Annotated in this window: 11 protein-coding genes and 1 tRNA gene; 1 reads left to right on the forward strand and 11 read right to left on the reverse strand. The window is 61.2% G+C overall.

Annotated features, from left to right (window positions below; all coding sequences use genetic code 11):
• Positions 1–156: 156 nt before the first annotated feature.
• Both CORGL_RS05280 and CORGL_RS05285 read right to left on the reverse strand, forming a co-directional pair.
• Positions 157–936: an ABC transporter ATP-binding protein gene (locus CORGL_RS05280; RefSeq protein WP_013708886.1), complete on the reverse strand. Its 780-nt coding sequence runs from the start codon at positions 934–936 to the stop codon at positions 157–159.
• Between the two features lie 9 nt (positions 937–945).
• The gene (locus tag CORGL_RS05285) at positions 946–1,770 is read right to left on the reverse strand and encodes an ABC transporter permease (RefSeq protein WP_013708887.1); all 825 of its coding nucleotides are present in this window, start codon (positions 1,768–1,770) and stop codon (positions 946–948) included.
• A gap of 136 nt (positions 1,771–1,906) precedes the next feature.
• On the opposite strand from CORGL_RS05285, the gene CORGL_RS05290 reads away from it, so the two are divergent.
• Positions 1,907–1,981, forward strand: a tRNA-Asn gene (locus CORGL_RS05290).
• Between the two features lie 179 nt (positions 1,982–2,160).
• Here CORGL_RS05290 and rpoD read toward each other — a convergent pair.
• From rpoD to CORGL_RS05335, 9 genes are all read right to left on the reverse strand, one after another.
• Positions 2,161–3,489, reverse strand: a complete 1,329-nt coding sequence (rpoD, locus tag CORGL_RS05295) for an RNA polymerase sigma factor RpoD (RefSeq protein ID WP_013708888.1) — start codon at positions 3,487–3,489, stop codon at positions 2,161–2,163.
• 146 nt (positions 3,490–3,635) lie between these two features.
• Entirely contained in the window at positions 3,636–5,630 is a 1,995-nt protein-coding gene (dnaG, locus tag CORGL_RS05300) for a DNA primase (RefSeq protein ID WP_013708889.1), read from the reverse strand.
• Positions 5,617–6,633 (reverse strand): riboflavin biosynthesis protein RibF, encoded by a 1,017-nt coding sequence (gene ribF, locus CORGL_RS05305; RefSeq protein WP_013708890.1) that lies wholly within the window; start codon positions 6,631–6,633, stop codon positions 5,617–5,619. Before ribF ends, dnaG begins: the two co-directional genes overlap by 14 nt.
• A complete protein-coding gene (gene truB, locus CORGL_RS05310) occupies positions 6,630–7,571 on the reverse strand; it encodes a tRNA pseudouridine(55) synthase TruB (protein ID WP_013708891.1) in 942 nt (313 codons plus the stop codon). The genes ribF and truB overlap by 4 nt, the downstream gene beginning before the upstream one ends.
• A 13-nt stretch (positions 7,572–7,584) precedes the next feature.
• Positions 7,585–8,655, reverse strand: a complete 1,071-nt coding sequence (locus CORGL_RS05315) for a DHH family phosphoesterase (RefSeq protein ID WP_013708892.1) — start codon at positions 8,653–8,655, stop codon at positions 7,585–7,587.
• A complete protein-coding gene (gene rbfA, locus CORGL_RS05320; protein WP_013708893.1) occupies positions 8,648–9,046 on the reverse strand; it encodes a 30S ribosome-binding factor RbfA in 399 nt (132 codons plus the stop codon). Before rbfA ends, CORGL_RS05315 begins: the two co-directional genes overlap by 8 nt.
• Before the next feature lie 14 nt (positions 9,047–9,060).
• Complete coding sequence (gene infB / locus CORGL_RS05325) at positions 9,061–11,721, reverse strand: translation initiation factor IF-2 (protein WP_013708894.1); 2,661 nt, start codon at positions 11,719–11,721, stop codon at positions 9,061–9,063.
• Positions 11,722–11,830: 109 nt separating this feature from the next.
• Positions 11,831–13,066, reverse strand: coding sequence for a transcription termination factor NusA (nusA, locus tag CORGL_RS05330; RefSeq protein ID WP_013708895.1), 1,236 nt, complete (start codon positions 13,064–13,066; stop codon positions 11,831–11,833).
• A 1-nt stretch (position 13,067) separates the two neighbouring features.
• Positions 13,068–13,571, reverse strand: a complete 504-nt coding sequence (locus tag CORGL_RS05335) for a ribosome maturation factor RimP (RefSeq protein ID WP_013708896.1) — start codon at positions 13,569–13,571, stop codon at positions 13,068–13,070.
• Positions 13,572–13,594 lie beyond the last annotated feature (23 nt).

Genomic DNA, 13,594 nt, shown 5'->3' on the forward strand with positions numbered 1-13,594 from the left:
AGCCTTTGAATGGAATCTTCAACAATTGCTTTTAACTCTATCACAGCCCTGTTCATCAGGCAACCTTCTGAGGGTGCCGTCGGTGGACGTCCGCGTGTTCGGTATCGATCAGCATGAAAAGACGTCGCATGAGACGATGCGCGCGCGACCGACTTTCTACGCGAACTGGTTCCTATAAGCCTCGCAGACCTCATCGACCGAGCCGTCCATGCGAAGCTCGCCCTTCTCGATCCACACCGCGCGGCGGCAGATCCGCTCGACCTGCTCGATCGAGTGGCTCACGAACAGAACCGTCACCTTGCCTGAATCGATGAAATGCCGGATGCGCTGCTCGCACTTCTCTTGGAAGAACACATCGCCCACCGAGAGCGTTTCGTCGACGATGAGGATGTCGGGCTCGGTAACGGTCGCGATCGCAAAGGCGATACGCGCGACCATACCGCTCGAGTAATTCTTGAGAGGCATGTCCATGAAATCGTGCAGCTCGGCGAAGTCGACGATATCATCCAGATGAGCGTCGATGAACTGCTTGTTGTAGCCGAGCAGCGCACCGTTCAGATAGATATTCTCCCGAGCGGTGAGCTCCATGTCAAAGCCGGCCCCCAACTCGATCAGAGGCGCGATGTTGCCGTGAACGATGCACGCGCCCTCACTCGGTTCGAGAACGCCGGCGATGACCTTGAGCATCGTGGACTTGCCCGAGCCGTTCGTCCCGACAAGACCCACGACGTCGCCTCGACGAACCTTGAACGAGATGTGGCGGAGCGCGCGAAACTCCTCGAAGAACAACTCGTGGCGCATGATCTTGATGAAGTACTCCTTCAGATTGTTCAGCTGCTCGGATGCCATGTTGAAGATCATGGTGACGTCGTCGACCTCGACGGCGCACTCATCACGTGAGACTTCAGTGATTTCAGATAGTTCCGAATCGCTCATCGGATCTCCTTAGATGTAGAGGATGAAACGGTGCTCAGTCCTGTGAAACACCGTGTATCCGATGAGGAGCGCGAAGACCGCCCAACCGGTGCACATCACCAAGGTGATGGGGGCCGGATTCGCCTGATAGAGAAAGATCTGGCGCATGAACGTCAGATAGTTGTACATCGGATTGGCATACATGAGAACGCGCAGGGCATGAGGCATGGTCTGAATGAAGTCGACGCGCCAGAAGATCGGCGTGAAATAGGTCCATGCCGTGAGCACCACGCTCCACAGATGCATGATGTCTCGGAAGAAGACGGTGAGCGCCGACAGCAGAAGCCCAAGCCCCATGCAAAAGGCGACCAGAAGCAGAAGACAGACCGGCAGCCAGACGACATGCCACGTGGGAATGATCCTGAACCACAGCATGACCAGCGCCACAGCGATGAGCGAGAAGCCGAAGTTCACAAGCGAGAACAGCACCTTCTGCACTGGAAATACAAACCGATGGACCCTGACCTTCTTGAGCAGCGCCGAAGCGCTGAAAATGGACATAAGCGCCTGCGAGGTCGAATCCGACATGAGAGAGAACGTGACGTTGCCCAAAATCAGATAGAGCGGGTAGTTCGGAATGCCGCCACCTTCGGCCTGAGCGAACATCGTTGTGAACACGATCGCCATGACGATCATCATGAGCAAGGGGTTGAGCACGCTCCACGCCACCCCCAGCCGAGAGCGGCGGTATTTGATCTTGAAGTCCTTGGTGACCAGCTGCCGCAAGATGAAGATATCTTTTTCAACGTCGCTCCCGGCATGGGAGTTCGTGCGAATGGTTGAACTATCTGGCACGGGGCCGCTCCTCAGCAGTTCGGTTCCGTATTCATGAAGTGTCATTCTAGCACACCATCTTTTTTCGATTTCCGCCTTGTCAAGCGCCACGAGTTTTGTATACTGATCTCTGTTGCTCGAGGGCGACACAACTCATTCCTCGGTAGCTCAATGGTAGAGCCCGCGGCTGTTAACCGCGTTGTTGTAGGTTCGAGTCCTACCCGGGGAGCCAGATCTTTTAAAGAACCCCACCGGTTTCGCCCGGTGGGGTTCTTTGTTCACAGCAATCTGGGACACCGTTCATGGGGCCATGGGCCGGCATCAAGCTCCAGCCGTCCGCGGGCAATCAGGGAGTCGCGCGACCGATGCACGATGATCGACATCTCTTCGCGCGCGAGGATCGAGACCGCATCAGCTCTCGATGTAGTCCTTCAACTTGCTCGAACGGCTCGGATGACGAAGCTTCGCCAGCGTTTTGGATTCGATCTGGCGAATCCGCTCGCGCGTGACGCCGAAATCGCGACCGACCTCCTCGAGCGTGCGCGGATGACCATCATTGAGACCGAAGCGCAGTTCGATCACCTTGCGCTCGCGATCTGCGAGCGAATCGAGAACCTGAACGAGTTGCTCGCGCAGCATCGAGAAGCTCGCAGCATCAGGCGGAACCACAGCCTGCGCGTCCTCGATGAAGTCACCGAGCTGGGAGTCCTCCTCCTCGCCGATCGGCGTTTCAAGCGAGACGGGCTCTTGGCTGATCTTCTGGATCTCGCGAACCCGATCCGCGCTCATCTCCATCTCTGCGCCGATCTCCTCAGGCGTCGGATCGCGTCCGAGTTCCTGCAGCAGCTGGCGCTGCACCCGAACAAGCTTGTTGATGGTCTCGACCATATGGACCGGAATGCGAATGGTTCGCGCTTGATCTGCGATGGCCCGGGTGATAGCCTGACGGATCCACCACGTCGCATACGTGGAGAACTTGAATCCCTTTTCATAGTCGAATTTCTCGACAGCGCGGATCAGACCCAGATTGCCCTCTTGGATGAGATCCAGAAAGTGCATTCCGCGACCCACATATCGTTTAGCGATGGATACGACGAGGCGCAGATTCGCTGAGATAAGCGCTTGCTTCGCCTCGAGACCCACCTGCTCGATGCGCGAAAGGCGACGCATATCGGCACGAGTCAGGGCGATTTCTCCTCGATCGCTCGATTCGAGTTTCTCCGCTGCCTCAAGACCCGCTTCGATCTTCATTGCGAGATCGACCTCATCGGCAGCCGTGAGCAGATCGACTTTGCCGATCTCCTTCAGGTACATGCGAACCGGATCACCGGTGAGCATGACCGTCGAAGCGTCGAGACCGCGCAGGCGAGCCCGCGAGCGCGACGAGCGCACACGGGATTTCTTCTTCGGCTTGGCCGCGGCCATCTCGGCGTCGGCGATCTTGGCCACCTTGATATCATGGTCCTCGATGTTGTCATCATCGAGGTCGGAAACGAGATCGTCCCCGGGTGCCTCCTCCAGGGGCACGGTCACATCCTCGTCATCATGGGCGATGACATCGATGCCCCGCTCGCGAAGCGATTGATAGATGGAAGCCAGCTGTGCATCGGATATCTCGATCTCCTTGAATGCGATCTGGATATCATCCTCGGAAACCGATCCGCTTTTTGTTCCCTTGTCCAGCAGCTGATCCATATAAGGGTCGAGTTCGGTCTCCGTGCTCCCCGTCTTTTTCTGCACAGATTCTCCCTTCCTGATTTACAAGAGTTTTTACTTTAACACACCTGTCTATACCCAGCGAAAAAAGTTGCAAGCAGCATAAAAGCTATCAGAGACATGCACCGAATACGTACAATGTGACAACCCGTGTACCCGTTTCGCAGCGATCATGCACCTTCATCGCTCGATGGAGCGTCGAGCTGATCCGCGACCCCTTCGACGGCGCGAGCGAGCTCGCGCAGGCGCTCGGTATCTTGTGACGCCCGGATCATGAGCTCACGGCGCTCATCCGCCTGTGAGCAGCGGTCCTGACGCAGCTGCGCCTGAGTCGCCCGCAACCGTCGTCGAACGGTATACAGCTCGAGCGCATCGAGCAGAAATGCGATGTTCGTCTCAGTCGGATGAACGCTCGTCGAGGATATTGTGCCTCCGGCCGCAACCTGATCCGCCTGCGGGCAGACCGCACGGGCTGCCGCCATGACAACGGAGGGCTCAGAGCCGCTCGGTGTCGCAAGAATCGCCCAGGCGATCGCCTCGTGGCGAGAATCGACCCATTCGATCTGGGTGATCCGCTCAGCGAAGGGTCGAAACATATCGGGATACAGCGTGAGAAGCGAGATGAGTTCGCGCTCGCCGACAAGGGCGCGGCGCTCAAGATCGCTCAGACAAGTCGGGCGCTCGCCAACTCCGCGATCAGATGCCATAGCGGACGGCGACGCGCCGTGCGCTTCGAGAGAATCGGCGAGTTCGCGTTCGGCGAAGTCCGGCTCGATTCGAGTTGTCCGGGCCGCGCGATCGACATCAGAACGCTTTCGAGTCGAGGGCGAAAGCATATGCACTCGTTGCCCATCGCGACGCTGAGCCACCTGCTTTTCATGCTGGATCTGCTGGAACACGCGCGCAGCCGAATTTCTGACCGCCGCGATGTCCAGCCCCACCAGATCAGCTATCCGCATGTAATACGCATCGACCATATAGCTCTCACGTAGCGGGAAAATGAGACGGCAGCCATCCTCCAGCGCCTTCACGCGTCCTGCGGGGGTACCGAGATTGCTCTTCTCCTCGAGTTTGCGAAAAACGAATGCCAAAAGCTCCTCGGATCGATCGAGCCGCTCGCGCAGCGCTTCGCCGCCGCGCTCGGTGACGAACTCCATGGGATCAAGGTTGTCGGGCAGAATCGCGCAGCGAAGATCGATGGAATCGCGTTCGATGAATCTGAGCGCGCGCTCGGCGGCGGCCTGCCCCGCCGCATCTCCGTCGAACAGATAGATCACCCGTTTCGCGAAACGGGTGAGCGTCTTCACATGATGCTCGGTGAGGGCGGTACCCAGGGTGGCGACCACGTTTCTGATGCCAGCCTCATAGCAGGCGATCGCGTCGGTATAGCCCTCGACGACGATCACCTCCGCCTTCGCGACGACGTGCTCCTTTGCCCAGTTGAATCCATAGAGGTTTCGCTTCTTGTGAAATATCGAGGTCTCGGCGGTATTCAGATACTTCGGCTGACCCTCGCCCATGATCCTGCCGCCGAATGCGATGCAGCGTCCCTGTTCATCGAAGATCGGAAAGATCACGCGATCGAAAAACCTATCGATGAGGCCCGAGCCATCGCGCGCGAGGGCGACATTCGCGTCGACCATTTCATGAGGGGTATAGCCGGCCCCGCCCAGATGAGCTACGAGCGCGCCGTGACCGGGTGCGAATCCCAGCCGATACCGCTGGCAGACCTCGCGGCCAATACCGCGGGATCTGAAATAATCCCGGGCGCGACCATCCTTTCCACGCATGAGCAAGGTGTGATAGAAACTTGCGGTCGCCTCGCAAACGTCCATGATGCGAGAGCGCTTCGTGCCACTCGAGGACCGCTCGCCGCGCTCCTCGAGTTCGATGCCGGCGCGCTCAGCGAGAAACCGAATAGACTCCGGAAAGCTCAGGTTCTCGCGATGCATGATGTAGGCGAAGCAGTCACCTCCCAGTCCGCAACCGAAACAGTGCCAGACCTGCGTCGAGGGAATGATGTGAAACGAGGGCGTCTTCTCCCCGTGGAACGGACAGCAGCACCAGAACTCCTGACCGCGCTGACGCACCTCCACGGTCTCTTGAACAAGCTGAACGAGATCGGTCGCAGCGCGAACGCGATCCTTGTCCTCATCGGTGATCATCGTCTAGGTCCACCCCGCTCTCGCCGAGATCCGCGCGCACGCGGTCGATGTCCGCGAGCACCTGGGCTGTGAGATCCTCGATCGATGGAAAGACCTCGGCGGCGCGCAGCCGCCGATCGATGGTGAGCGCAATCCGGCGGCCGTAGAGATCACCGGAGAAGCCGAGCAGCGTCGCCTCGAGATGAGCAGAGCGTGGGTCGTCGCGAAACATCGGCGGCACGCCGATGTTGATCGCAGCGGGCCAGACGCAACCGTCGACGGAGGCAAAGCCCGCATACACCCCGTCGGCGGGAAGCGCCATTTCGGGTGCAACACGAACGTTCGCCGTTGGAAAACCCATGCCGGTGCCCTCGCCCCGGCCGGTCGCAACGCGACCGCGCACGAGATAGCGCCGACCCAAACAGGCACTCGCCTCCTTGATCTCGGCGTCGCGGATGAGTCTTCTGATTCTGCTCGCGGTGACCGGCGCGCCTCCCAGCGAGACCAGCTCGCGAGCGCAGACGTCGATGCCGCGCGGAGCGCACCATGCGCGAATGCGCTCGACGCTGGCGGCGCCGTGCGCGCCGAGTCTGAAATCTGCGCCGACATGGATGGAGCGGAGCCGGACGCTGCGCAGCAGCACCTCCTCGAAGAAGCGGACGTGATCGAGAGCTGCGAGCTCGCGCGTGAACGGTATGACGAGCACGCCGTCGACGCCGAGCGTCGCCAACTGACGCAGACGATCGCGCGTGGTCATGAGCTCGGGCGCCGGCTCAGCGCAGACGATCCGATCGGGATCGGGATCAAATGTGACGACCACCGCGGATATGCCCTGGTCACGTGCTCGAGCAACCGCCTGAGCGATGAGATCTCGATGACCGATATGAACGCCATCGAAGACACCGATCGCAACCGCGGCGGCTCGCGGGCCCGCGAAATCGGCTGAACCGTCGAACACGTCGATGGGAGCATGCGATGCGGATACCAGAAAATCGCGTCGCAACTCAGCGAGGGGCGCATTCATATCCGCACGCCTTCGATCACCTCGGGGAACACGGTATCCATAACGAGATCGTCCCCCCTTCGGCGGGCAAGGGCCAAAAGCTCCCCCCTGCGGACGCATGCAACGCGATCGCCCGACCGAGGCAGCCGGGAGAGGTCGCCTGCGGCAGAAATGGGCACGCGCCTGCCGCACAGGATATCCTCGCGATAGCGCGCGGGGATATCGACGGCGGCGATACCGAGCGCTCGTATCGGATCCAGACAGCTCTCGCGAGCGATCGAGCGATCGAGCCCGTCCATCTCGACGCAGCTGTCAAGGCGAATAGACCCGGATGCGGTCCTGCGCAGAGCCGAGACGTGAGCCGCGCTGCCGGCGGCGCGGCCTATGTCGCGCGCGAGAGCGCGAATATAGGTGCCCTTGCTCACTTCGAAGACGACGGTCCACATGAGCGAGCCGGCGCGCTCGAACGCTGCGAGAGCATCGGCGCGATAAATCGTCACGGGCCGCGGGGGCAGATCGATCTCGCCGCCAGAGCGCGCCACCCGATAGGAGCGCACGCCGTTCACCGAAATCGCCGAGAACGCGGGTGGGATCTGCTCGCCCGAACCGAGAAAGCCATCAAGGACGCGCTGCGCGCCCGAGAGATCGACGAGATCGCGTGGGACAGCTGCTGCGCGCGTCACCTCGCCCTCGATATCATCGGTGTTCGTCTCACATCCAAACGATATCTCGGCGACATAGCACTTGACATCGAGCGTGAGCATTCCGAGCAGCCTGGTCGCTTGGCCCGCCCCGATGATCATGACGCCGGAAGCCAGCGGATCGAGCGTGCCAGCGTGACCGACGCGACGCTGACCCAGAGCGCGACGGCAGCGAAGCACCACGTCATGTGACGTGCATCCGCTCGGCTTGTCGATCGCGAGCAGCAAGTTGCATGCCCCGGCTGTGCAATCACTCATAGATATCGCATCCTCATCGGCTCTTCGCCGAAACTCCGGATCTCAGCGAGGCGGGCATCTCGGAGACATCAGCGCCAACCAGTTCGAGCAAAAGCGGCAGAATCTCGCTGAGCCCGGCCTTGATCGATCCATGATAGGTGAACCCCGCGGCGGCGGCATGGCCGCCGCCGCCAAAGGCGTCCGCAACACCGGAGACATCTATGTCGGCTTTGGAGCGAAGATTGCCGCGAATCCCCCGATCTCCGTCAAGCTCCCTGAGAAACAGGCAGACCTCGACTCCGTTCACCGACCGCACGACGTCAACGAGGCCGTCGCACTCATCGGCAGAGACGCCGCAGCGTCTGAGATCGACTTCGCGAGCATAGCTGTAGGCGACCTTGCCGCCTGCAACCGTCTTGATCCGCCCCATGACGAGCGACTCCAGGCGCAGATACTCGATGCGCTGACTCTGATAGACCTCCAGAGCGATGAGAGCCGGTTGCGCACCGCACGCGACGAGTCTCGATGCGCTGAAGAACGCCGCGGAATTCGCGTTTTGATATTGAAACCTGCCGGTGTCGGTCACGATGCCGCATAGAAGACAAGTGGCCACCTCACTGGATATCGTCATGTCGGCGGCATAGAGAAAGACCTCTATGAGCACGGCCGTCGCGGCGGCATCGACGCATCTGAGCGAAACACCTGCGAATTCATGACGTGCCGGATGATGGTCGAACGAGATAACGGTTCGCGCGCGACGCGCGACATCGGACGAATCCGCCAGTCGATCAAGAATCGGACAGTCGACCGAGATGAACAGATCGGGCGACGCATCGTAGCGCACCGCGCTCAACAGCTCGTCCGCGTGGGGCAAGAAACGATAGATACGCGGCACCGGCGCATCGTCGGCAAGCAGACACGTGACGGACTTGTCAGGGTAGCGCTCGCGCAGGGCCAAACCCAAGCCGAGCGCCGACCCGAGTGAATCCCCATCCGGCGACGTGTGCCCGGAGATCGCGATCGTCTGCGCGCCGACGATCATCGAAGCCACGCGATCGAGATCGGCAGCGAGATCATCGCCGACGAGCCCCGAGTGACTACTCATCGACGCGGTCATCCGATATCGGATATCCTTCCTCGTTCTTGGCGACCGACAGCGTCTCGGGAACGTTCTTCAGCGCTCGCGTGATGCTCTCGGCCTCATCGGTCGCCTGATCGATCCTGAAGTCGAGTTCGGGGGTCACGCGCCAATCGAGCGATCGAGCCAAGATGCTGCGTATGCGGCCCTTCGCCGATTCGAGCGCCTCTGCGACATCATCGTAGCGATCGCGCTCGCAGGTGATGAAGACGCGCGCGAGCGCTCGATCAGTCGAAACCTCGACACCGGTGATCGTCACGAAATCGAGCCTTGGATCAGATATCTCGGTGAGCAGGATATAACCCAGCTTCTCACGAAGCTGCTCGCCGAGTCTACGGGTCGCACTGGTCTGCTTCACCTGATGATCTCCTCCTACTCGGTACGGGCGACTTCGACGATCTTATATGCCTCGAACACATCGCCCACGTGGATATCCTGATACTTCTCTATACCCAGACCGCACTCATATCCGGCCTTCACGCTTTTGACATCGTCTTTGAAGCGGCGCATCGAGGAGAACTCTCCATCGAACACGACGACGCCATCGCGCACGACCCGAACGCGATCGTCTCGATCGATCTCGCCCTCGGTGACCATGCAACCAGCGACGACACCGGCCTTGGGAACCCGGAACGTGTCTCTGACCTGAGCGGTTCCTGTTTGAACCTCTTCCTCGGTGGGCTTCAGCATGCCGATGCGGGCCGCATCGATGTCCTCGATCGCCTTGTAGATGATCGAGTAGGTCTTGATCTGCACTTTCTCCTTCTCAGCAAGGTCGCGCGCCTTGGCTTGGGGCCGCACGCCGAAACCGACGATGATGGCGTTGGATGCGGCCGCGAGGGTGACATCCGTCTCGGAGATGGCACCGACAGCGGAGTGGATGATGTTGATGCGGACCTCGGTCTGGTCCATCTTGTCGAGCGCGTCGGCGAGCGCCTCGATGGAGCCCTGGACATCGGCTTTGACGACCAGGTTGAGTTCGGACAGCTCGTTTTCACTCATCTGAGAGAACAGGGTTTCGAGCGTCACATGTCTGATCTTGCTCTGCTCCTCGATGCGGGCCTTGAGCGACCTCTGCTCGGCGAGATCGCGCGCGTCGCGTTCATCGGCGAAGACGCGAAACTCGTCTCCTGCTGCAGGCACCGAGCCCAGACCCAAGATCTCGGCGGCATCAGACGGAGCCGCTCCCTCGATCTGCTCGCCATGCTGATCGAGCATCGCGCGGACGCGCCCGTAGCTCATGCCGGCGACCAAGGAATCGCCGACGTGCAGGGTTCCTCGGTTGACGAGCACCGTTGCGACCGGGCCGCGGCCGCGATCGAGCTTCGCCTCCAAGATGTAGCCGGAGGCGAAGGTATCGGGGTTGGCGCGAAGCTCGAGAACATCAGCCTGCAGCAAGATGGTCTCCAGCAGCTCATCGATGCCGGTGCCCTGTTTGGCGGAGACGTTGACGAACATGTTCGCACCGCCCCACTCCTCGGGCATGACGCCGTAGCCGGAAAGCTCCTTGCGCACGCGCTCCGGATTGGCACCGGGTTTGTCGATCTTGTTGACGGCCACCACGATGGGAACATCGGCGGCCTTCGAGTGGTTGATCGCCTCGATGGTCTGCGGCATGACGCCGTCATCGGCGGCGACGACGAGCACGACGACATCGGTCACGCGAGCACCGCGCGCCCTCATCGCGGTGAACGCCTCATGGCCCGGCGTGTCCACGAACGTGATCTGCCGATCGTTGATCGTGACCTCGGAGGCGCCGATGTGCTGCGTGATGCCACCGGCCTCTCCGGCGGCGACACCGGTGTGACGAATGGCGTCAAGAAGAGAGGTCTTTCCGTGATCGACATGACCCATGACCGTGACCACGGGCGGACGCGGACGCAGGTCATCCGGATCGTCGAAGAACGTGAACGTGTTCTCCTCCTCAGGCGTCGTGATCTTGATCTGACGATCGAGATCATCGGCGACGAGTTCTACGAGGTCATCGGACATAGATTGCGTCATGGTGAGCGGCGTTCCCAGCAGAAACAGACGCTTGATGATATCGTTGGCGGAAACGTCGAGCGCCTCGGCCAGCTCAGCCACCGTCACACCTTGTGACACCTGCACGCAGTCGAGCTCCTCGGGATCGAGCCCCTTGGCGCGCGCCTCCTCGATCTTCCTCTCTTGAAGAACCTGCTCGGCCTCCCGCACGCGCTTCTCCTTGCGCTTCTTGCGACGACCGGTCGACTCGCGCGATGCCTCCTCGATGGCCGCACGGGCCTCCTCGAGAACGCGCTCGCGGCTGTACTCCTCCGCCTCGCGCGCCATGCGCGTGTAGCGGTCCTCATCGGTGTGCTTTTTGGCCCGCCGTCCCTTCCCGGAGGCCTTCTCGGCTCCAGAGGCCTCTGATGCGCTCGGCACGGCGGGTATCTCCGCACCTCGACGCGCGCCCTGAGAAGCCTGCGCGCCCCCTTGAGCGGAGCGACCACGCGAGCGATCCTGTCGGCGCTCGCGTCGCTCGGCTGCCAGAGCGGCCTTCTTCTCCTCCTCAAGGCGCTTGCGCTCCTTGAGCGCTGCTTCCTGCTCGGCGATCTGATCGAGCAGAGAGCGGAAGCGCGATCCGGAGTCTGAGGGGGGGACGGCCATGCGCTTCGCGCTTCTCTCCGCCTCGATGGCGCGCTCACGCGCGAGTCGCTCCTCCTGCTCGGCGCGGGCGCGAGCCGTCTCCTCGGCTGCCAAGGCGGCTGTGGACAGCCTTCGCTCCTCCTCGCGTCGCGCCTCGGCGGCAAGGCGCGCCGACTCTGCCCGGCGGGCCTCCTCCGCCTTCGCGGCGTCGGCCGCCTCGCGCTCCTCGGCGCGCTTCGCCTCGATCTCGGCGGCGCGCGCCTCGATGAGCGGAGCGAGATTCTTCCGCACCACGGCAACGTAGGCGCTCTCGAGCGTCGAAGACGGCGCCTTCGCGGGAATCTTCATCTCATCAAGATGCTCAAGCAGCTCTTTGGACGTCATTCCGAATTCCTTGGCCAGACTCGATACGCGAACCTTCGCCATGAGCCATTCACCTACCTCTCGGGCACGCAAGCGTGCACCACCATGCATTAAACGAATCGAAGCTGGGTGCAGAAGGACGCGCGCACAGCGCAGCGGAGCCCTCCGACCGCTAGATCAGATCCTCCGCACCCTCGATGGCGTCCTGTTCGTGCACGCCGCAGTAACGTGAACCCGGACGAGCCTGATTGCGGCAGCGGATGTTGTCCTCGCTGACGTACTGGCAGCGTCTGGGCTCATCATCGGAGATGAGGTCATCATCGACGGCCGCAGGGACCGGAATGTTCTTCAGGATATCGGCCGCGAGGGTCTCATTTTTGATATCGATATGCCAGCCGGTGAGCCGCGCCGCGAGCCGCGCGTTCTGGCCCTCCTTGCCGATTGCGAGCGAGAGCTGGTCATCGGGTACGATGACGCCGGCGTAGCTCTTCTCCTCATCGATGAGCACGCGCGACACCTTCGCCGGTGACAGCGCGTTGGCCACGAACACCGAAGGGTCCGCATCCCATAGAATGACATCGACGCGCTCACCGCGAAGTTCGCCCACGACGGTTCGCACGCGACTGCCCTTGGGCCCGACGCAGGCACCGACCGGATCGAGACGATCGTCGAGCGAATGAACCGCGACCTTGGAACGCTGTCCGGGCTCGCGAGCGATAGATTTGACTTCGACGGTTCCCTCGTAGATCTCGGGGACCTCAAGCTCGAAAAGACGCTTGATGAGCGCTGGATGCGTGCGCGAGATGACGATCGGCGGTCTGGAGCGCTCTCCGCGTTGCGGCTGCATCGTAGAGTTCGGATCGCGCACATCGATGATGACGGCCTTCAGACGCTGATTGTGCATGTAGCGCTCACCTGCGGGCCGCTCGTTGCGCTCGTTCTCGAAGCGCCGCAAGTCAAAATGGGGCAGCTCGGCTTCGACGCCCTCTCGAATCTTCACGATGGTGAAGTCGGGAGTGGACTGCAGAACCGTACCGGTGATGATATCCCCGATCCGATCCGAGAACTCCTCGTAGATCTGCTCGCGCGCTGAGTTGCGCACGATCGCGTTGATCTCAGCTTTCGCATGCTGAGCGGCGATCCGCGAGGTGTCCTTGGGCGTTACATCCTTCTTGTCGAACTCGGTGTACTCGCCGGTCTCCTCGTCGGGCTCGCCTTTGGGCACGAGCTCGTAGACATAGACCTTGCCGGTGGCGCGATCGATCGTGACCTCGGCGCCATACTCCAGATGCAAAATGTCGGCATAGCTCTTGGACAGCGACTGCTCCAGGCAGTCGATGAGGTAGAGCTGATCGATATGCTTCTCTTGGCAGAGCTCCATGAGAGCGTCCATCATCTTGGATGCCATGCTATTTCCCTTCCCTCGCGCGCCCGAAGTCATAGCTCGGCTTCAGCGTGGCCTTCTTGATAGCTTCAAACGGAACCGCAAGCGGCTCGCCGTCCTTTGGCGCGATTGTGACGCAGTCTTCATTCGCGGATTGTATCAGACCCGTCAAACGGCTCCGACCATCCGGACCCTGCGTCTGGATGAACCCGATCTGCGCGGTCTGACCGACGAAGCGCGCGAAGTCGCGTGGACGGCGCAGAGGGCGCGCCATACCCGGTGAGGAGACCTCGAGCGTATAGCGACCGGCGACGGGATCGATATCCTCAACGACGGCCGAGACCCAGCAGTTCTGCGCGCACACATCATCCAGTGAGAGCGCGGACCCGTCTGCTTTTTCCAGTCGCACGCGCACACAGGGCGCCTTTGTCGCACCGGTGAGCTCGACATCGACGATATCGATGTCGCGCGCGGACGCCTCGGCCTCCAGCGCGTCGATAAGCCGCTGCTCCAGCTTGGTCTTGACCACGCGACACCTCCTCATACAAGAAA

This window comes from Coriobacterium glomerans PW2 (genome assembly GCF_000195315.1).
Lineage (GTDB): Bacteria > Actinomycetota > Coriobacteriia > Coriobacteriales > Coriobacteriaceae > Coriobacterium > Coriobacterium glomerans.

Bases quoted from the DNA above. Each gene is read 5' to 3' on its own strand.
- CORGL_RS05280 (WP_013708886.1), bottom strand. From the start codon at position 936: ATGAGCGATTCGGAACTATCTGAAATCACTGAAGTCTCACGTGATGAG.
- dnaG (WP_013708889.1), bottom strand. From the start codon at position 5,630: ATGATCACCGATGAGGACAAGGATCGCGTTCGCGCTGCGACCGATCTC.
- ribF (WP_013708890.1), bottom strand. From the start codon at position 6,633: ATGAATGCGCCCCTCGCTGAGTTGCGACGCGATTTTCTGGTATCCGCA.
- truB (WP_013708891.1), bottom strand. From the start codon at position 7,571: ATGAGTGATTGCACAGCCGGGGCATGCAACTTGCTGCTCGCGATCGAC.
- CORGL_RS05315 (WP_013708892.1), bottom strand. From the start codon at position 8,655: ATGAGTAGTCACTCGGGGCTCGTCGGCGATGATCTCGCTGCCGATCTC.
- infB (WP_013708894.1), bottom strand. From the start codon at position 11,721: ATGGCGAAGGTTCGCGTATCGAGTCTGGCCAAGGAATTCGGAATGACG.
- nusA (WP_013708895.1), bottom strand. From the start codon at position 13,066: ATGGCATCCAAGATGATGGACGCTCTCATGGAGCTCTGCCAAGAGAAG.